This window comes from Chthoniobacterales bacterium (genome assembly GCA_035274845.1).
Lineage (GTDB): Bacteria > Verrucomicrobiota > Verrucomicrobiia > Chthoniobacterales > UBA10450 > AV80.
The window spans coordinates 86,326-106,008 of record DATENU010000005.1 but is presented as its reverse complement, the minus strand read 5'-3'; the positions used below and the strand labels follow the sequence as shown (position 1 = coordinate 106,008).

19 protein-coding genes and 2 tRNA genes are annotated in these 19,683 nt (G+C 58.9%); 5 read left to right on the top strand and 16 right to left on the bottom strand.

From position 1 onward, the window contains the following. Nucleotides 1-68 precede the first annotated feature (68 nt). The 3 genes from rplL to rplA form a co-directional block, all read right to left on the bottom strand. A complete protein-coding gene (gene rplL / locus VJU77_02015; GenBank protein ID HKP02111.1) occupies nt 69-458 on the bottom strand; it encodes a 50S ribosomal protein L7/L12 in 390 nt (129 codons plus the stop codon). A gap of 143 nt (nt 459-601) precedes the next feature. Beyond that, the gene (gene rplJ / locus VJU77_02010) at nt 602-1,297 is read right to left on the bottom strand and encodes a 50S ribosomal protein L10 (protein ID HKP02110.1); all 696 of its coding nucleotides are present in this window, start codon (nt 1,295-1,297) and stop codon (nt 602-604) included. Nucleotides 1,298-1,313: 16 nt separating this feature from the next. Continuing rightward, entirely contained in the window at nt 1,314-2,015 is a 702-nt protein-coding gene (rplA, locus tag VJU77_02005) for a 50S ribosomal protein L1 (GenBank protein HKP02109.1), read from the bottom strand. Nucleotides 2,016-2,379: 364 nt separating this feature from the next. Here rplA and VJU77_02000 point away from each other — a divergent pair, with 364 nt between their 5' ends. Beyond that, nucleotides 2,380-3,192, top strand: a complete 813-nt coding sequence (locus VJU77_02000) for a hypothetical protein (GenBank protein HKP02108.1) — start codon at nt 2,380-2,382, stop codon at nt 3,190-3,192. A gap of 12 nt (nt 3,193-3,204) precedes the next feature. On the opposite strand, the gene VJU77_01995 is transcribed toward VJU77_02000, so the two are convergent. Beyond that, the gene (locus VJU77_01995; protein HKP02107.1) at nt 3,205-4,425 is read right to left on the bottom strand and encodes an amidohydrolase family protein; all 1,221 of its coding nucleotides are present in this window, start codon (nt 4,423-4,425) and stop codon (nt 3,205-3,207) included. A 402-nt stretch (nt 4,426-4,827) separates the two neighbouring features. Here VJU77_01995 and VJU77_01990 point away from each other — a divergent pair, with 402 nt between their 5' ends. Beyond that, nucleotides 4,828-5,061 carry a LuxR C-terminal-related transcriptional regulator gene (locus VJU77_01990; protein ID HKP02106.1) on the top strand — a complete coding sequence of 78 codons (234 nt, stop codon included), beginning with the start codon at nt 4,828-4,830 and terminating at the stop codon, nt 5,059-5,061. 73 nt (nt 5,062-5,134) lie between these two features. On the opposite strand, the gene rplK is transcribed toward VJU77_01990, so the two are convergent. The 8 genes from rplK to VJU77_01950 all read right to left on the bottom strand — a co-directional run bounded on the left by rplK (nt 5,135) and on the right by VJU77_01950 (nt 10,017). Next, nucleotides 5,135-5,560 carry a 50S ribosomal protein L11 gene (rplK, locus tag VJU77_01985; protein ID HKP02105.1) on the bottom strand — a complete coding sequence of 142 codons (426 nt, stop codon included), beginning with the start codon at nt 5,558-5,560 and terminating at the stop codon, nt 5,135-5,137. A gap of 88 nt (nt 5,561-5,648) precedes the next feature. Next, the gene (gene nusG, locus VJU77_01980) at nt 5,649-6,218 is read right to left on the bottom strand and encodes a transcription termination/antitermination protein NusG (GenBank protein HKP02104.1); all 570 of its coding nucleotides are present in this window, start codon (nt 6,216-6,218) and stop codon (nt 5,649-5,651) included. Between the two features lies 1 nt (nt 6,219). Further along, nucleotides 6,220-6,438: a preprotein translocase subunit SecE gene (gene secE, locus VJU77_01975; GenBank protein ID HKP02103.1), complete on the bottom strand. Its 219-nt coding sequence runs from the start codon at nt 6,436-6,438 to the stop codon at nt 6,220-6,222. 17 nt (nt 6,439-6,455) lie between these two features. Beyond that, a tRNA-Trp gene (locus VJU77_01970) sits at nt 6,456-6,528 on the bottom strand. 82 nt (nt 6,529-6,610) lie between these two features. Beyond that, entirely contained in the window at nt 6,611-7,804 is a 1,194-nt protein-coding gene (tuf, locus tag VJU77_01965; GenBank protein ID HKP02102.1) for an elongation factor Tu, read from the bottom strand. Between the two features lie 70 nt (nt 7,805-7,874). Then, nucleotides 7,875-7,950, bottom strand: a tRNA-Thr gene (locus VJU77_01960). A gap of 207 nt (nt 7,951-8,157) precedes the next feature. Continuing rightward, nucleotides 8,158-8,964, bottom strand: a complete 807-nt coding sequence (locus tag VJU77_01955) for a tetratricopeptide repeat protein (GenBank protein HKP02101.1) — start codon at nt 8,962-8,964, stop codon at nt 8,158-8,160. A 162-nt stretch (nt 8,965-9,126) separates the two neighbouring features. Next, complete coding sequence (locus VJU77_01950; GenBank protein HKP02100.1) at nt 9,127-10,017, bottom strand: tetratricopeptide repeat protein; 891 nt, start codon at nt 10,015-10,017, stop codon at nt 9,127-9,129. A gap of 93 nt (nt 10,018-10,110) precedes the next feature. Here VJU77_01950 and VJU77_01945 point away from each other — a divergent pair, with 93 nt between their 5' ends. Then, on the top strand, nt 10,111-11,055 hold the full coding sequence (locus VJU77_01945) for a DMT family transporter (GenBank protein ID HKP02099.1): 945 nt from the start codon (nt 10,111-10,113) through the stop codon (nt 11,053-11,055). Here the strand turns inward: VJU77_01945 and VJU77_01940 are convergent. The 4 genes from VJU77_01940 to VJU77_01925 form a co-directional block, all read right to left on the bottom strand. Then, entirely contained in the window at nt 11,052-11,489 is a 438-nt protein-coding gene (locus tag VJU77_01940; GenBank protein ID HKP02098.1) for a hypothetical protein, read from the bottom strand. The two genes, VJU77_01945 and VJU77_01940, sit on opposite strands and share 4 nt — an antisense overlap. Next, the gene (locus tag VJU77_01935) at nt 11,467-11,757 is read right to left on the bottom strand and encodes a hypothetical protein (protein ID HKP02097.1); all 291 of its coding nucleotides are present in this window, start codon (nt 11,755-11,757) and stop codon (nt 11,467-11,469) included. Before VJU77_01935 ends, VJU77_01940 begins: the two co-directional genes overlap by 23 nt. Before the next feature lie 125 nt (nt 11,758-11,882). Beyond that, nucleotides 11,883-14,081, bottom strand: coding sequence for a von Willebrand factor type A domain-containing protein (locus tag VJU77_01930; protein ID HKP02096.1), 2,199 nt, complete (start codon nt 14,079-14,081; stop codon nt 11,883-11,885). Further along, nucleotides 14,078-14,641: a sigma-70 family RNA polymerase sigma factor gene (locus VJU77_01925; GenBank protein ID HKP02095.1), complete on the bottom strand. Its 564-nt coding sequence runs from the start codon at nt 14,639-14,641 to the stop codon at nt 14,078-14,080. The genes VJU77_01930 and VJU77_01925 overlap by 4 nt, the downstream gene beginning before the upstream one ends. Nucleotides 14,642-14,822: 181 nt before the next feature. Here VJU77_01925 and VJU77_01920 point away from each other — a divergent pair, with 181 nt between their 5' ends. Together VJU77_01920 and VJU77_01915 are read left to right on the top strand one after the other, a co-directional pair. Further along, nucleotides 14,823-18,563, top strand: a complete 3,741-nt coding sequence (locus VJU77_01920; GenBank protein HKP02094.1) for a Calx-beta domain-containing protein — start codon at nt 14,823-14,825, stop codon at nt 18,561-18,563. A gap of 83 nt (nt 18,564-18,646) precedes the next feature. Further along, nucleotides 18,647-19,540, top strand: a complete 894-nt coding sequence (locus VJU77_01915) for a thioredoxin-like domain-containing protein (GenBank protein HKP02093.1) — start codon at nt 18,647-18,649, stop codon at nt 19,538-19,540. Nucleotides 19,541-19,683: the final 143 nt, after the last annotated feature.

Genomic DNA, 19,683 nt, shown 5'->3' with positions numbered 1-19,683 from the left:
TCGGCGCGCTGCGCTGACCGCCGCCCGCCAGACCCCCGGACGCCGCAGCGCGGCGTCCCTACCAAGATTTACTTGATCTCGACCTTCGCGCCGGCCGCTTCGATCTTTTTCTTGATCTCTTCGGCTTCCGCCTTGGTCACGCCTTCCTTGATCGTCTTGGGAGCGCCTTCGACGAGCGCCTTGGCTTCCGCCAGGCCGAGGCCCGGGACCGCGCCGCGCACTTCCTTGATCACGCCGATTTTGTTCGCGCCCATTTCTTTCAGGATGACTTCAAACGAGGTCTTCTCTTCCGCCGCTGCCGGAGCCGCACCGCCGCCCGCGCCGGCTGACGGAGCTGCCGCCGCGACCGGTGCCGCTGCGCTAACGCCCCATTTTTCTTCAAGCTGTTTCACCAGGCCGGCGATCTCCAGAACGGTCAGGCCGCTGAGCTGGTCCACGATTGCATTTGTATCTGCCATTTTATTTTCCTCTCATTCGCCGCCTCCGGAAGCTTCCGGAGAATTGAAGCCGATAGCCACCGGCTCGGACGTTGTTTCTTGTTTATTGTAGGGCGACCGCTTCGGTTGCCAGAGGCAGGCGATGCGCCTGCCCTACAAAATTGTTATGCGCTTGGTTCCTCCGATTTGGTCTCGGTTGCGACCGGGGCCTCCGCTGGCGCTTCGGCTGCCGGGGTCTCTGCCTTTGTTTCCGCCGCAGGCACCTCGGCCTTCGTTTCGGCTGCCGGGGCCGCTTCGGCTTTCGCTTCAGGCGCAGGCGCCTCTTTTTCGGCCGGAGCCGGAGCCGACGCTTCGCCCTTGTCCGCCTTGGCTTTCAAGAGACGCGCAAATGCCGAGGCCGGCTCATTCAAAACTCTGACCAATTGGGTCGCCGGCGCCAAAAGCAATCCAAGAAGCTTCGCGAGAAGAACCTCGCGGGACGGCAACTCGGCCAGTGCTTCCACGTCCGATGTCGAGAGAACTTCCTTGTCGACGACACCGATCTTCAGCGCCGCGATTTTGAATTCCGCCGCGAACATCTTCAAAATTTTCGCGACCGGGGCGACATCTTTTTCACCCATCACGATCGCCGTCTGCCCGGTCAGTTTGTCGGCGACATCCGGCATCCCGGAATCGGCCATGGCTCTTTTGAGAAAACTGTTTTTTACGACGCGCACTTCCGCGCCGGCGGGAGCGAGCCGGTTCCGCAGCTCGCCAAACTGGTCCACCTTCATCCGCTGGTAATCGGTCACCAGCAGAAACGGCGAACGAGTGAGCTTCTCGGAGAGGTCCGAAACGATTGAGGCTTTTTCTGGTCTCATGGCGATTTGGCTCCCGTTAAATGCTCAAGTAAGGCGACGGATCGACGTGCAATCCGGGCGACATCGTCGCGCTCAGCGTCATCCCTTCCACAAAACGGCCTTTCGCCGTCGCCGGCCGCGAACGCACCACGGCTTCGATGACCGCCGTCCCGTTCTCGACCAATTGGTTCTCCGCAAATGAAAATTTTCCGACCGGCACCGCGACGTTGCCGTTCTTATCCAGCTTGAATTCGACGCGGCCCGCCTTCACTTCCGCCACCGCTTTCGCTGTGTCTTCGGTCACCGTGCCTGTCTTCGGATTCGGCATCAGGCCGCGAGGACCGAGCACTTTTCCGAGCTTTCGCACTTCGGACATCGCCGCCGGAGTTGCGATCGCCACGTCGAAATCCTGAAATCCTTCCTGGCACTTCTGGATCATGTCCTTGAAACCGACATGCTCCGCGCCGGCATCCTTCGCCGCCTTGGCCGCGGCGCCTTCAGCGAAAACGAGCACGCGCACCTGTTTCCCGCTGCCATGCGGCAACGGACAGGTCCCGCGAACCATCTGGTCCGATTGTTTCGGATCGACCCCGAGCCGGAACGAGACCGTCACGGTCTGGTCGAACTTCGTCGGCGGCAACTTCTTCAAAGTCGTGACCGCCTCGTTCAGGTTGTAAGTTTTGGTGCGATCCACCTGCTCGGCGGCCGCGCGATAACGTTTGCTACGATTTTTTTGCATGATCTTGTGCAGTTCCAGCGAGCCCCGATGCTCTCCTGCGTTGCCCGGCCACCCCGGCGCGGGACGTGGAAACTAGCGCCCCTCGGCCTCCTGTCAAAGCGAATCTTACGCTGCCGGACACGGACGTGGGCTGCCTCACACCGCCGTCGACTTTCGTCGCACGAGGAAGAAATCGACCGCGGATTACGCGGATTTCACGGATAGGAAAGCAATTGTTTTCCTTCTGATCTTCTTAGTATCCCAGTCATCCGCGTAATCCGCGGTTAAAGAAAATTCTCTCCTTTTCTGACGCTTCACGCCCTTTATGTGAGCTTCCGAAAATTGTGGATTGTCAAAGTTCAGACCGACCTGTTAAACCAGCGTCATGCACTCCACGAAAATTATACTCGTTACGGCTATCACTGTTTTAGCCGGAGCGTTCTCCACCCTCGCCGCTCCGATCAACTTCAACGAAGTTTCCCTCTGGGTTCGCGCCAAAGAGACCGACAAATCAATTCAGAACGAGGTGAAGGAGAGAAAACTCGCCAAAGCGCTCACTCCGCAGCAGGAGTCGGTTTTGAAATCCCAAGGCGCCAGCGATTCGCTCGTCCAATCGCTACGCAGCCCGGCCGTCATCGCATCTGCCGCCGAGATTGCCGCCACCGAAGTCAAAACCCCCGCGCCGAGAAATCCAGCGCCAACGACTCAGGAACCCAACACCAGCGAATCTCCGGCCGACAATTTGCACGTCTTCGAAGTTGCTTCGGGACATCCGGTCAATCTCAGCCAATGGGGCGGCCCCGACACCGAGTTTGCCTTTAACGTTTTTCGTTACGCGGGAGAGAACGTCGTCGAGCCCGCCATCATCGACACCGTTCGCACCTACACCGATGTCGCCAATTACATTGGTCCCATTGGCAGCGTTCAACGCACCGCACTGCCTCATTTCCGGGGCAATCGCCACCTGACCCCCTATTTGGGCGGCGACCTGAAAGACGATCAACACCTGATCGGCGATTACATCTCCGCCGTCTCCCACTCCACTTCCCGCGGCATGTCGATCGACCACAAACACCCGGTCTACATGAAAGGCATCCCGTACATCCTGTATCCGGTCTACGGCGCCGGGAACACCTCACTTTACTACATCGGCAACACGAGCAGCTCAGTGACCCTCGCGATCATAGCGGCGCGCTGATCGGTCGAATGTTTACTTAACAGCGTTCTTCACAATCTTGCCTTCCTTCATCACGAAGGAGACGCGCTCGGTGGCTGCGATGTCGGTGGTGGGGTCGCCGGGCATCGCGATGATGTCGGCGAGTTTGCCTTTTTCGAGGGTGCCGACCTTGGCGGCGACGCCGAAGAGGTCGGCGTTGGCGGAGGTGGCGGCGCGGAGGGCTTCGAGCGGGAGCATGCCCAGATCGGTCATGAGTTTGAATTCCCTGGCGTTCTGGCCGTGGGGATAAACGGCGGCGTCGGTCCCGAATCCGATCTTTACGCCCAGCTTGACGGCGTTGCGGAACATCTCGGTGCGCGCGGCGCCCGCGGCTTTGGCTTTGGCTTGTAATGCCGGTGGATAGGAATCGAGTTTGCCCAAAATCCATTCGGTCGCCATCAGGGTGGGCACGAGCCAGGTGCCTTTGGTTTTCATGAGTTGGAGCGTTTCGGGTTTCAGAAACGAACCGTGCTCGATGGAGTCGACGCCCGCTTCAATTGCATCCTTCGCGGCCTGATCACCGTGGCAATGGACGGCGACCTTCTTGCGAAGCCGATGAGTTTCGTCGACCAGCGCCGCCATCTCCGCGGGGGTCAATTGCGGAACGTCGACTTCGTCGTGCATCGACAGGACGCCGCCCGAAACAGCGGCCTTAATGACATCGGCGCCGTTCTTGATTTGGTAGCGGACGGCTTTGCGAATCGCATCCGGTCCATCGGCGATGCCGTCGGCATAATCGGGTTCGCGACCGAAAAGCAAATCACGGAAGCCATTCGTGTCGTCAAAGTGTCCGCCGGTAGCGCCAATGCCGAACGTCGCGACAAGCATACGCGGGCCGGAAATCACACCCTTGGCGATGGCATTGCGCATGGAGACATCGACAAAATCGCGGCTTCCTTCGAATCGGCTGCCGAGATCGCGGACGGTGGTAAAACCGGCTTCGACGGTTTTTTGCGCGTACGGAATCGCGAGGTAGGCATGCTCGGAGACGTTCATCTCGAGTCCTTTCAATCGGCGCTCATTGTAATTTCCGCTGAAGTCGAAGGTGAGATGGGTGTGCGCGTCCATGAAGCCGGGCGATAGCGTGGCGTCGCCAAGGTCGATGACCTGGGCGCCCTGCGGGATCGGGAGATTGCTGCCGGCGTCGGTGATCTTGTCGCCCTGAACGATGACAACGCCGTTCGCGACGAGGGCTTTGGATTTTCCGTCGAACATTCGCGCGGCCTTAAGGGCGATAGTAGTGACGGGTTCAGCGGCCGACGCGGAAGGGATTACCGCGGAGAACGCAAAGATCGCAGAGAAAACGCGAAGCAAATTCATCATGGCCTCGAATATGAAATTGCATGCCTGAAAGCAAGGCGCGTGAAGAATCGTTGCGCGAGTTCAGATCGGCTTGGAGAAGAATTACAACTCAGACGGGGACATTTTGACGACCTCAGGCAGCGAAACTCCCGGTGCCGGAGCGGCGTGGGACCGCTCCGGCTGGGGGGACCAGGTTCGGGGGGAACAGATCTACTCCGACAGAAGACTGCCGGAGAACGATGGCAGCCGTCTATAGGGAGAATTCCGTATTTATTTTTTGCGGACTTGGGAAAAAGAAAACTGTATTACACGATAGTGAAGACGTCTCCCCAGACTCGCGGCGAACCAAATTCAATCCTCGCCCAATGGCCTTTGACGCGCCGGGAAAGAGATGTCCTCGAGGTCCTTCGAACGGGCGCGTCCGACAAAGAAATCGCCAGCGCTCTTGGCGTCAGCCGCTCCACCGCGAGCAAGCACGTCGAGAATATTCTGAAGAAGATGAAGGTCACCAACCGAACCGCGGCGGTAAGCTTGAGCTGGCAAACCTGACCACTTTGTCCGCGTTCGAATCCGCGTGATCCCGGCTCGATAATCGGCGGTCAGAGACCGCCGCTACAGTTTGTCAGTCGACGATCTCGAGGCCCATCTGGCGGGCGGTGCCGGCGATGACGCGGAAACCGGCTTCGTCGCTGCGCGAGTTCAGGTCTTTGGCCTTCGTTTTCACGATTTCCATGATCTGTTTGCGCGTCACTTTGCCGACCTTGGTCTTGTTCGGCTCTTTGGAACCGGCGGCGATGTTGGCCGCCTTTTTCAAGAGAACCGCGGCCGGCGGGCTCTTGGTAATGAAGGTGAACGACTTGTCCTTAAAAACGGTGATGACGACCGGGAGAATGTCGCCGGCCTGCTTCTGGGTAGCGGCGTTAAATTCCTTGCAGAACGCCATGATGTTGACGCCACGCGGTCCGAGCGCGGTGCCGACGGGCGGCGCCGGGTTCGCTTGCCCTGCCGGGATCTGCAATTTGATGTGAGCTATGATTTCCTTGGCCATAATTTAATTTCAGATTTCAGATTGCCGATTTCAGATTGCGCAGGCAGCTGCTTCAATCTGCATTCTGAAATCTGCAATCTGCAATTAACTACCCTCTTTCCACCTGCCAGTACTCCAGCTCGACCGGGGTGGCGCGGCCGAAGATGGTGACGGAAACGCGAAGCTTGCCGCGGTCCGGATCGATTTCTTCCACGATGCCGTTTTGATTCTGGAATGGGCCGTCGGCCACTTTCACGGTCTCGCCGACTTCGAAGCTGACTTTCGGTTTTACCTTTTCTTCGCGTTCGCGCATCTGCGCGAGCATGTTGTCCACTTCCGATTTCCGCATCGGGATCGGCTTGTCCTTCGTCCCGGCAAAACCAATCACGCCGGTGGTCTCGCGAATGAAATACCAGGTCCGGCCGACGAGCTGATTGTTTTCATCGAGCAGGTGCATATTGACGATAAGATAGCCGGGGAAAAATTTCCGCGTCGTCTCGCTCTTCTTGCCGCGTTTGATTTCCGAGACCCGCTCCGTCGGAACGAGCACTTCGTAAATCACATCGCCCATCTCCTCGGTCTTGACTCGCTTCTCGATGTTGTCGCGGACCTTGTTTTCCTGGCCGGAAAGCACGTGCACGACAAACCACTGATCTTTGGGAGCGAGGACCTGGGCCATGTCAATGAAAGCGCGTGAAGAAGTGGATGAAATTGATCAGCACGAAATCGAAGAGCGCGACGTATCCGCCGAGCAACAGCATCGCGATGATGACCACGAGGGTCGAATCGGTCAGCTCCTTGTAGCGGCGGATTCCCTTGTCCTTGGCTTCCCAGGGCCACGACGCCTTCTGCAATTCGGCTCGGACTTCACCGAAAAAGTTTTTTGTTTTCGTGATCATGGAAAATTCTAAAACACCAGGTCAGGAGGGACTCGAACCCCCAACCGACGGTTTTGGAGACCGCTACTCTACCAATTGAGCTACTGACCTATCGGGATTTTCGATTTTCACGAAAACCGCCAACTCCTCAGTTTCATTCCGCAATCGGCCTTCGGCAATCGGCAATTCTTCGTCAGTCCATGATCTCGGCCACGCGACCGGCGCCGACGGTTTTGCCGCCTTCGCGAATAGCGAACCGGATGGTTTTTTCCATCGCGATCGGGGTGATCAGCTCGACTTCCACCGAGACGTTGTCGCCCGGCATCACCATCTCGACGCCATCCGGCAGTTTGACGGTTCCGGTCACGTCGGTGGTGCGGAAATAAAATTGAGGACGGTAGTTGGTGAAGAACGGGGTGTGACGTCCGCCTTCCTCCTTGCTCAACACGTAAACTTCCGCCTTGAATTTGCGGTGCGGCGTAATGCTGCCGGGCTTCGCAATGACCTGGCCGCGCATGACGTCTTCCTTCTTCACGCCGCGGAGCAGCACCCCGACGTTGTCGCCGGCGCGCGCTTCGTCGAGAAGCTTGCGGAACATTTCGATGTCGGTCGCCGTCGTCTTCGTCGTGTCCTTGAGGCCGACGATCTCGACTTCCTCCATCTTCTTGAGGATGCCGCGTTCGACACGACCGGTCGCGACGGTGCCGCGGCCTTCAATGTTGAACACGTCTTCCACCGGCATCAGGAACGGCAGATCGACCGGACGCTCCGGGACGGGGATGTAATCATCCACCGCCGCGATGAGATCGAGAATGCACTTGGCATCCGGGCTGGCGGGATCGCCGGCCGCAAGAGCCTTGCTCGCGCTGCCCTTAACGATTGGAATTTTGTCGCCTGGAAATTCGTACTGGGTGAGCAGATCGCGCACTTCCATTTCGACGAGGTCGAGAAGCTCCGGATCGTCCACCATGTCGGTCTTGTTCAAGAACACGACGATGGAGGGCACGCCCACCTGGCGCGCGAGCAGGATGTGCTCCCGGGTCTGGGGCATGGGACCGTCCGCGGCGGAAACGACCAGGATAGCGCCGTCCATTTGCGCGGCACCGGTGATCATGTTCTTCACATAGTCAGCGTGACCCGGGCAATCGACGTGGGCGTAGTGACGCTTGTCGCTCTGATATTCGACGTGCGCAGTGGAGATCGTAATTCCGCGTTCTTTTTCTTCGGGAGCGGCGTCGATGGAATCGTAAGCGCGCGCTTCGGCGAAGCCTTTTTTGGCGAGCACGGTAGTGATCGCGGCAGTCAATGTGGTCTTGCCGTGGTCAACGTGTCCGATGGTGCCGACGTTCACGTGCGGCTTGTTGCGTTCGAATTTGTCCTTAGCCATCTCGATTTTCCTCGTTTGAACTAACTGCGTCTTTTTTTTGGGTTGTTAACTGCCGGTCCCGAGCCGCTTCTGGAGCCCATGACCGGGATTGAACCGGTGACCTCGTCCTTACCAAGGACGTGCTCTACCAACTGAGCTACATGGGCCGCTGCGTATCATCAAATTGCTCACCCCGCCGGAGCGGAATGAACCGGTTGCTTCTTCGTTTAGAAGTAAAAGTCCCAGAGTCGTCAAACTTCCGTCTGGAACGACCATGGGACCTCCTTTCGTTCTCCGAAAAAGCGTGGGCAAGCTAACAGCCCGCTCCCGGGTGTCAAAGAAATTTCTCGGTCCCTTTCCGCGCCCTTTCCGTTTCAATATCCCCGGCTTTTTTTTCGGGCCAGGATGATGATCAGAATGATGATCAGGAGCAGGCCTCCGGCGCCGATGCCAAGCTTCATCTGCATGCTCATCGGTTCGGGTGCGGGCGTGGGCGTAGGTGTCGGCGGCGGGGCCGAAGTCCTCACCACGGGTCTAGGCGTGGCCAGCTTCGCCTGCACGTACTGGAGTCTTTGAGAAATTTCGAAATCGTCCGGCTTGACTTTCAACACCGCCTGGAGATCGGGGAGCGCCTTCGCGTAGTCGTTCAAGGCCACGTAGGCATCCGCTCGGCGGCTCAGCCCGAGGGTGCTGTTTGGATTCTGGGTCAGGGCGTTATTGTAATCGTCCAGCGCCGCCTGATAATTCTTCTGCCGGTAATAGACGAGGCCGCGCCGTTCCAGACTCTGAGGATCGTTAGGCTTCAGCTCCAGCGCTTTGCTCAAATCCACCAGGGCTTCGTCGAGCTGAAGCAGTTCGCTCTTCGCCGCGCCCCGGAGAGAATACCCGGAAAATTCCTTCGGCGCGAGCTCGACCACTTTTGCAAAATCGTTGACTGCGTCCTGGAAACGCTTGGTCGTCAGGTAAACTCCGCCCCGATCGCGATAAAACCGCATATCCCTTGGTTCGAGCTTAATCGCTTCGGTGAACTCCAGGATGGCCTGATCAAAGGCTCCCTCCTGTGCGAATTTGACTCCCTTATTGGCGTGCGCCATCGCGCCCGAATCGGCTGCGCAGAGGAGAGGCCCGCCGGCCAGGGTAACGAAGCTGATGGCAACTAAGGCGAATAGGTTCTTGGGCATGTTCATTTGATCCTTCGGCTGAGGTGACTTTCGGGACAGGCTATTTCTTATCTCCCGGGCAACGGCACGGAAAGCTTAATCGCCCAGCGCGTTACTCATGGGCGCGGCTGCCCGCGCCTCCCCACAAAAGAAACGTTCGGCAGTTGCGTTTTGGTTCCCTGCTTATCGTGGCGACGCGGCTGGCGGTGCCATCGACGCCGCCGTGGCGGGCGATGTCGCGGGGGTCTGCGGGGCCGGAGCCGCCGGGCTCGTTGGTGCATTGGTTCGGGTCTCCAGCGCTTTCAATCGGCTCTGCGCATCCATGTCATCCGGCTTGATCTTCAAAATGGCGCGAAAATCTTCGGCGGCCTTTTTGCTATCACCGGCCAGGGTGTAAGCCAGGGCCCGGCGCCGGTAGCCCTCAGGATCTTTCGGGTCGGTCGCAATCGACTTCGTGTAATCGGCGATGGCTTCCGGGTATTTTTTCAGATTCCGGTAGGCAAACGCCCGGCGTTCATAAGCGTCCCCGTCAGTCGGAACTTTTTGAATTACGACCGAGTAATCATCAATCGCCTTCTGCCATTCGCTTTTGGAAACATAAACGAATCCGCGAAAGCGCCGGGCATTGGGATCGTTGGGCGAAATTTGCAATGCCTTGTCGAAATCTGCCAGGGCGGCGTCCTGCTGTTTTTGAACCAAAAGCACTTCACCGCGGCCGATCAAGGCCCGGTCGTCTTGCGGAGCGAGCTCAATCGCCTTGGTATAGTCCGCCTGCGCCTCGGTCAGCTTGTTGACGGCGCGATAGGCGGTCGCGCGATTGAAATAATTTTTTGCATCGCCCGGCTCCGCCTCAATCGCCTTGGTGAACTCGGCGATCGCCTTTTCGTAATCCTTGGCCTTGGTGGCTTCGAAACCAGCGGCCGAGTGCCCGCCGGGATCTTTTGGATTCGCTTTCGTATTGCCGGCTGGCTGTTGGGCAGCGGGGGGCCGCTTCTTTGCATACAAAACTCCGCTCGGATAAGCCACGAGCGCGATCGCAAGACTGACGATGGTTCCGATTTGGTAATTCTTCATGTTCGTCTGCCTATTAGATGGAAGCGTTAAACGATTGCAAGCGGAGGCTACTTTCTTTCGAATCGGCGAATCCCTTGCCGGGAGCCCGGGATCATGACCAAATCAAAGCAATCCACTTTTTCAGGAGGCTATGCCGCCATCTTCGCGACCGTCCTGATTTGGTCGACCCCCTCGCTTTTTCAATTTTATCTCAACCGTTATTACGATCCATGGGCGCAAAATTTCTATCGTTACGCGGTGGCTTGTGTCGCCGTAATTCCATTCGCTTACTACCGTTTTCGCCGGAGCAGAGGACCGCGTTTTGATCGCGGCCTGTTTGTCGCCTGCCTCATTCCGTCCCTGCCCAACGTCGTCCACCAAATCGCTCAAACCGTCGCGCTCCACCATATGGGCCCGGGGGTTTTTGCGATCTTTATCCGATCATCAGTCATCATCACGGCGCTGCTGGCGCTGTTCTTTTTCCCGGAGGAGCGGTGGATCATCCGCCAATGGCGATTTCAATTGGGAACGCTTCTGGGCTTGCTCGGCGCGGTCGGCGTTCTCTGGTTCCAACCGGGAACGGAAGGCGGCGCCATCTCACTCCAGGGAATTGCGATCGCTTTCGCGGCCAGCTTTTGCTGGGCGCTCTACAGCGTGCTCGTCAAACGCCCTTCCGCGCGGCTCGGACCGATCCGCAGCTTTGGCGTGATCAGTTTCATCACCTCCGCACTCCTGTTGCCACTCACTCTGGCCTTCGGGACAATTGAGACGCCCCTTCAGGCCGGAGGCCGCGTGAATATCATCCTGATCATCTCCGCCGTAACCTGCATCAGCCTCGCCCACGTTTTGTATTACGTGGCCATCCGCAAGGTCGGGGTCGCTCTTTCCCAAACTCTCCAGCTTATTTGTCCCGCGGGGGCGCTCGGGCTCTCCGCCATTTTCTTCGGCGAACGTCTTTCCCAGCCGCAAATCTGGAGCTCGGGGCTTCTGCTCTTTGGCGCGTTCCTCGCGATGCGGGTGAAGGCTCCTACCGATCCGGCAGCGGTGGAAGAACTTTAAGCCGCTGTGACCGCGATCGTGGTCAGACAATCTTGAGTCGGTTTCAGTCGGGGCAGACAAAACGTCCGCCGGGCCAGATCGGAGGCGAGCTGTTCGGCATCGTACCATCCCTCGAGACAACGTTTATCGAACAGATCGCAGTTTTTCGTCTTGAACTCGCTCCAGTTCTGGAATCCAAGGCGCGCCCGGCGCTCGTTGATCAGCGCGAGAAACGCGACGGTGATCGTCTCGTGATAAACCTCCGGCCGGCCCGCTTTCGCGGCGAGTAATCTTAATCCGCGCGAAAATCGGTCCACTGCTTCGCCGAACCGATATCGCTCGAGCATTCCATAGGCGAAACGGACATGCTCCCGATGAGGGAATGCACCGGGGTCGAGCGCGCCCGTTTCGAGCGCGACCAATTCCTCGCTGCTAGCTCCGTTCCCGTTTTGCATCCGCAACCTCGACCAGTTGATGACTGTCCTTTGCCGTGAGGTTCAACCCGTGCACGGTCTTAAAGCGCTTGATGTGACCGAGGGTCTCCTGACTGAACGGAGCCTTCCCTTCCAGGGCGTGGAGCGTAATCCCCTCGAGCAAATCGCCGAGCGACAAATCCAGATAATCGGCCAGGCCCCGCAGAACCTTGACCAGGCGTTTCTCCATTCGCGCGCCGATTTGGACGCGCTCCACGCGTTTAGGAGAACCAGCTTCCTGCTTCTTCATGTTACACTGTTACCAATGTAACCAAATAACGCAAGCGCTGTTTCCAAAGAACGAGCGATTGTAGGGCGACCGCTCCGGTTGCCATCTTAGCTGCGGCAGGCGACGCGCCTGCCCTACAATTAAGATCAACCCTCGTGCGTCTTGAGCTCCTGCGTCTTGCGAGCGAGTTCGATGAATCCCGCGCGGTAGCCTGCAGTGTCGCGCCCCTTGCCTTCCTGGGCCCATTCGATCACCGCGCCGAAGCTCCCCTGCCCCTTGTACTGCGAGTCGCGCAGCAGCATCCCAAACTCCGCCACGGCCGCCGCAAATTTCAAATCCGGAGCCGCATTCTCGAATTTCGAGCCGTTGTCGACGAGCGAGCGTTCCGTCAGTTCGCTCGTTTCGCCATCGGGCTTCTTGTGACGCAACTTCACCGTGACCATCTCCTGCGAAGCGCTCGTTTCTGTTCGTTTCGCTTCCGCCGCGGAAGGATTCGGCGACTGATATTTCAGCGGGTCGACCGGCGGAACACTCGCGGCCGGATCTGTGGCGCCCGTTCCCGCCGGGACCACTTCATAGAGCGCCGTTACCGTATGGCCCGCTCCGATCTCGCCCGCGTCCACCTTGTCGTTGTTGAAATCCTCCTTCCGCAGCATCCTCTTTTCGTAGCCAATCAACCGATACGACGCGACCCGGGCCGGATTGAATTCCACCTGGATTTTCACATCCTTCGCGACGGTCATCAGCGTTCCGTTGATCTGCTGCACCAGGACCTTCCGGGCTTCATCCACCGAGTCGAGATAGGCGTGGTTCCCATTTCCTTTGTCGGCGAGTTTTTGCATCGTCGAATCCTTCAGGTTGTCCGTTCCCACGCCAAGCACGGTGAGGAACACACCACTCTTGGCCTTTTGTTCGATCAAGCGAATCAGATCGCCCTGGTTCGTGACGCCGATATTGAAATCGCCATCCGTCGCGAGGATCACGCGGTTTACTCCTCCCTTGATGAAATTGTCGGCTGCGACTCGGTAGGCAAGCTCGATCCCTTCCGCGCCATTGGTCGATCCTCCGGCTTTCAATTCCTCCAGGGCGCGCAGGATTTTCTCCTTTTCATTTCCGCTGGTCGAATTGAGCGCGAGTCCCGAGCCGCCCGCGTAAATGACAATCGCGACGCGATCTTTCTCGCCCAACTTGTCCACGAGCAAACGCATCGCCTGCTTCACAAGAGGGAGTCGTTCCGCCGGCATCATCGAGCCCGAGACGTCGAGGAGGAACACGAGATTGCTCGCGGGCCGTTTTTCATTCGCCACTTCGCGGGCCTTGAGTCCGATGCGAAGCAGGCGATGGCTTGTGTCCCAGGGACAGGCGGTCGAATCCAGATCGATCGAGAACGGTTTGTCCCCTTCCGGTTCGCGATAATCGTAGCTGAAGTAGTTGATCATTTCTTCGACGCGCACCGCATCCTTCGGCGGGAGCGATCCCGAATTAATGAACCGCCGCACGTTCGAGTAGGACGCCGTATCCACATCGATCGAGAAGGTGGAAAGCGGGTTGGTCGCCGCGGGCAGGAACGGATTCTCCTCCACCTTGTCGTAGGTCGCGGTGTTGAAATCCTGGCGATATCGCGAGGATGGTTCAATCTCAGCGGTCTCGCCGCCGGCTGATCGGGACGCAAGCATCGGGGACGGCTGCATGGGAACGAGCCCCGCCGCATATTTGCTATCGCCGGGCGCGGGTTTTTTTAGCATCCGGGAAACAGGTGGCGGCGCCGACGGATTCAAGGCGAGACCGCCGGTTTTTCCGGCAGCGCTTCGGCTTTCATCCTTGAACGCGTCAGCTGAATTGGGGGTGGTCTTGGGATTCGGCGGCTCGACTGGTTGTTGAGCCACTTCCATTTCAACGCTGGGCGCCGGTTCCGCTTCGACCGTCGTTTCCCTGGTGCTTTCCTTTGGTCCGGCCGGTCTTAGGTTATCCGCAGTTCGTTTTGCCCCGCTTGAGTCCTCCCGGAGAACTGTCGAAACCGCCAGCGCGCCGAGCACAGCGAAGATCGCCAATGCCGCGGCCAGCGATCCCCATTGGAAGCGCGACGATTCGCGGCGTTCCTCTTCCATCCGGACAACGTTTTCCAGCCGCTGGGAGGAGCGCCGGGCGATGCCGTTCGCCATGGACGTTACCCGATCGGCCTCATACTCCGCCCTCAAGAGCCGGGCAAATTGTTGCGTCTCCGCGACGAACTTTTGCGCTTCGGGCGACTCCGCGACCGCGAGTGCGACCTTGGCATGGTCGTTAGGCGACAGTTCGCCGAGCGCATACGCGGTTAGATTTGGATCATCGAGATTAATTTTCATGAAACGATTCGAGGTGTGAACGGCAGGAAATCCCGGGAAGCTTCCCCGTAGCGCTGCCGCAGAGTTCTGAGGGCGTTGTGAATGATCACGCCCACGTTGCTGACCGAGAGCTTGGTGATTTCGCTGATTTCCTGGTAGCTGAGGTCATTTTGAAATTTCAATTGCAGCACCTCCTGCTGCCGCGGCGGCAGGGTGCCGAGGATTTTGAGGAGGAATCCGCTCGCTTCCTTGGCTTCGAGTTTCTCGTAGGGCGCGGGCTGCTCGCTCTCCCGGGTCTCGAGCAAATCCTGATCGAGATAGGTCGTGCGTTTTTCCTTCCGGCAGATATTGAGCGCCCCATTCCGGCAAACCGTGAACAGCCATTTGGCCGGCGCGTTATCGATCTGCTCTCGGTTTTCATTTTGGAGCTTCACAAAAGTTTCCTGGACCACATCGCGGGCTCGGTCGCTGTCGCCAAGAATGCGGGTCGCGTATTGGAGAAGCGGCCGTTCGAACCGCTGCAGAAGCGCCTCCATTTGCTGGCCATTCATTTTTCCCGCTTCAACTCGGACGCTTTGCATTTCTTCTCACCAAGACTAACGCGCGAGCGCGGGAAAAATTAACGGATATTTGGGGCCATCCGTCGCCCCACTCACTCTTCGTGCGGAAGAACTCCGCCGCTGCCTGCTCTGGCGTGTGGCCTGCTGTGATTTTGCGCGACTTAACGTCCTTATTTTGATCTTATTCTGGAGTGGTTTTCACATGAAACGACACCTTCTTTTCCCTCTTTGGATTGTCCTCCCGGTCTCAATGGCCCTCGCCGCGGATCCGACCAATCCCATTCTTTTCGTCACCCAGGTTCCGATGCCGGAAGAGGTAAACACGCGCACGATCCCGAGCAGCTACATGTCGTGCGTGTCCCCTTTCGGGAGTCATCTGGGCGGGACTGCGTTTGCGGGCAGAGGCGGCTCGCTTTGGGTTCGTTTCCCGGCCAACGCAAATCCTAATCTCAATCATCAACTCGTGGACCTGCTGGCGGTCGCCGATTGGAGCGCGATCCCCGGCGGCAACCCGGGGGCGAGCGCCATCGCCGTCCGGAATCCGAGCGTTTATTGGGACAAGAGCAAAGCGGTCTTCAGCATGGTCGCGGGCGCGCCGACCGGGCCTAACGACACCACCAATTTCGTCTGGCAGCTCTACGAAATTACTCTTCCCACCCAGGCGCAACTGAATGCCGCCGTCCAGCCCGTCCTGACGAAAGTAGCGAACCAGCCCGCTTATAACAACGTCATGCCGTGTTACGCGCCCGGCGGCCAATTCGTTTTCGCCAGTGACCGTCCCTACAACGGCCAGCCGCACCTGACCCAGCGGGAGGAATACCTCGGCCTCCCTACCGTCAGCGGGCTTTGGAAGCTCGACCCCGCCGCCAACATCCTCCAGTTGCTTCATCACGCGCCCAGCGGGGCGTTTTCGCCCTCAATCGACAGCGCAGGCCGGCTCATTTTTGTGAACTGGGACCATCTCTCGCGCGACATCGAGGCCGTCACGGATGAACGCGATAGCGATCCGAGCTTTAGCGAACCCGACCCCAACGTTTTCGGCGGCTGGCACGCCACCGGTAATGGCTCCGGAAATTTTGCGGACGAAACCGCGGGCGCAGCTTTCGTCCTTGGATTGCCGTGGGGTCAGGGCCCGCACCTGGACTTCTTTCCCGAGCCGCGGAACGCCGACAAAAAGACGCTCACTCTCGAATGGAACAACACCATCAACGGCGTCGCGACCAATATTTTTATGCCGTGGATGATCAATCTCGATGGCACCGGCAGCGAGATCCTGAATCATGTGGGTCGTCACGAAGTCGCTGGCGCGATCAAACGCAACTTCACTACCGATAACAACCTGGTGGATTTGAATCCCTCCCTGGCACCCGGTTACGGCGGCCTGGTTCCCCATAACTTCTTCAGCAACTTCTTTTGGGCGCACGAAGACCCGCTCCAGGCGGGAACTTTTTTCGGCACCGATTCCGTCGACCTCGGCACCCACGGCGCCGGACAAATCGTCAAACTGACGAACGCCGGCGCGAATGTGAATCCCGACACCATGCTGGTCGGCTACGTCACCTCGAGCGTCACCGGCGCGGCCAAGCCGCAGAATATCCCGATTGTGCGCGTCGGGATGAACATCACCCAGCCCCCCACTCCCTTCACCCCGCTCACCACCCCGGAAACGCTTTATCGGACGCCGGTGCCGCTCGCCGATGGCGTGCTCATCGCCTCGACCGCCACCGGGATCGACCAGACTGATTGGAATCGCGGGACGGTTTCGCAGCCCTCCACTCCCTGGAATTTCAGGATCAAGTCGCTCAAGCTCCAAAGCGGCACGTTCGTGCCCGACATCGCGTTGACAAATGGCCTAACGATCACAACGAGCTACTTCATTCCAGGAGTAGCGCAGCCGGTCACCTTTACGAACGTCGCCGCATGGGAACTGGATCCGGTTGAGATTGCCGCCCGCCCGGTGCCGGTCGCAACCAGCTCCACGATCGATCCGATCGAAGCCGCCGTCTTCGCCGCCAACGGCGTCGATATTCCCACGTTCCAAAATTATCTCGTCCAGCAAAACGCCGCGCTTAGCGTCAGCCGCAACGTCACAAAACGGGACCTGCATGATCGCCAGCAACCCTTCAACTTGAAAATTTCCTGGTCGAACACGCAGACAACCGCGCCTTCGCCTAACAACGCTCCGCTTTACAACGTTGGCTGGATCCAGTTCCTCCAGGCCGATCTTCGCCGGGGTTATCTGCTGGGCGGCGCCACGCCCTCGGAAGGCCGGCGCGTTGTCGCCACCCCTTTGCACGACACTATGTCGGAAAACGTCGCCACCCCGGGCGCACCTCCCGGGTCGGTTCGGCTGGGGGATGACGGCTCGTTCGCCGCGATTTTGCCGGCCGGAAAAGCAATGACCTGGCACCTGCTCGATAACGACGCGAACAAGACCAGCCAGGTGAAGGAACGCTTCTGGGTCACTTTCAAGAAAGGCGAAATCCGGAGCTGCGCGAATTGCCATGGCATCAACACGTCAGATCAGAGCGGGACCGTAGCGAACCCGATTCCCAGACCGACGAACCCGCCTCAGGCGCTCGCGACTTTGCTGCAAAGCTGGAAGTCGACTCACCCGTCCGGAACGATGCAGCATGCTACCTCCGGCATCACCCTTCCGCACAACAGCGGAGTGGCGAATTTAAGCGTGACCCGCACCAGCGGCAGCACCGGACCCGTAAGCGTGGATTTCGCAACCGCGAACGGCACGGCGGTGGCCGGAACGGACTATTCGGCGGCCAGCGGCACGCTTTCCTGGATCGACGCCGACACCGCCGCGAAGACGATTACAATCACGCTTTTGAACAACCCGGCCGCCGTTACCAACAAGACATTTACCGTCAATCTCACCAACCCACTCAACGGATCACTAGGGACGCCCGCGACGGCTACCGTCACCCTCACGCCTACCGGAGGGGCTACGCCGACACCCACACCTCCGCCCACCGCAACGCCAAGTCCGACACCCGGCAGTTCGGCGACGCCCACACCCGCGCCCACGGGGACGCCAAGTCCGACACCCGGCGGATCGGCCACACCCACCCCTACTCCGATGGCCACGCCGACTCCGACACCGGGCAGTTCGCCGACGCCGACCCCTGCTCCCACCGCCACCCCAACTCCGACGCCCGGCAGTTCGCCGACCCCGATCCCCGCCCAATTCGGCAACATCTCATCGCGCATTAGCGTCGGCACCGGCAACGACGTCTTGATCGGCGGTTTCATCATCACCGGCACTCAATCCAAAAAGGTGATCGTTCGCGCGATTGCGCCTTCGTTGCCGATTCCAGGAGTGCTCGCTGATCCGACCCTGGAGCTGCATGACAGCAACGGCCAGTTGCTGCAGACCAACGACAACTGGGTCGACAGCCCCAACAAACAGGAAATTCTCAATTCCCTTCCGCCGACCAACGACAAGGAATCCGCCATTGTCGCCACCCTCGCGCCAGGGGCTTACACCGCCATCGTCAGCGGAGTCAACGGCACCACCGGGATCGCGGTCGTCGAAGTTTACGATCTCAATACGGCCGCCGATTCCAAGCTCGCCAATATTTCCACGCGCGCGCCGGTCCAGACCGGTAACAACATCCTGATTGGCGGGTTCATTGTCCTGGGGCAGCAATCCCAACACGTCATTGTTCGTGCCCTCGGCCCATCCCTTCCCTTCAATGGAACGCTCCCCGATCCCACCCTCGAATTGCATGACGGCAACGGGACCCAGTTCGCCGCCAACGATAACTGGCGAACCGACCAGGAGGCAGAAATCCTGGCCACCATCCCGCCCCAGAACGACGCGGAATCCGCGATCGTAGCCACCTTGCAGCCGGGCAATTACACCGCTGTGGTTCGCGGCGTAAATGGAACTGTGGGTGTGGGGTTGATCGAGGTCTATCACCTCCCGTAACAGCGCTCTCAGAGCGGATCGACCGCGGCCCCGAGCCGCACAAATGCGAGGGCGAATGGCCTGTCATGTGCTCGTAAAATGGGATGCGCAGGCTCGCTTTTATTTTGCTTATTCTCGTCGCAACGGCTTTCAGCAGCGCCGTTGCCCGCGTCCTGCCGCTCACCGCGAAGGAAGTGGCGCTCATGCTGCGGGCCGGCTACTCGAGCCAAACCGTGCAGGAGGAATTAGCCGCTCGCCATTTTGCGGGGACGTGCGACGCCGCCGCGGAAAAAGTTTTGCGCGACGCCGGGGCCTCTGAAGCACTGATCGAGGTCCTCAAAAAAGGAACGTACCAAAGCTCGCCGGCCGATGCCCAGGCTGCCCAGGATCAAATCGCGCTCCAGAAGCAGAAACAGGCGCTCGAGGCTGAGCGTTCGCGCAAATTCGACACGCTTTACCAAAGCCAGCTCGCCCGGGAGCGAGCCGCGGCGCCTTCGAAGACGGAATCCTCTTCCGCAGTCACGGGCCTTCTCAAAGGCGACCTCGTGACTTGGAAAACCGGGAGCCTTGTTCGGTTCGACGACGAGCAACTGGGGAAAAAGAAACTAATCGCCTTCTATTTCTCGGCCCAATGGTGTGGGCCTTGCCGCGCATTCACGCCCAAGCTGGTTGAATTTTACAATCAAACCGCGGCCCAGCATCCGGAGTTCGAAATTGTTTTCGTCAGCTACGATAAGTCGCCCTTCGGAATGGAAACGTACATGCGCGAAAGCAAGATGCCCTGGCCAGCCATCGATTTCGCCAAGCTGCCCGGCAAAGCGGCGATCAAAAAATATGCTGGCGAGAGCATTCCCTGCCTGGTCGTCGTGGATGCCGCTGGCAACGTCGTTGCCGATACCTACGCCGGAAAAAATTACCTCGGCCCGGAGAAGGTCATTGGAGACCTCACCGCGATGTTCGCGAAATCGTCGACTCCGGGCATTGCCGGAATCCAGTAAGGATTAGCCTTCGATCAGCGGCGTCGCTCCCGGAACGCCGATTGCCAAATAACTTCGCATCTGTTCTGATCGGGCATGAACAGACGCCGCTTTGTGCAGTCGAGCGTCGCGGGAGGATTGACTCTGGCGGTCACGCCCCGCGC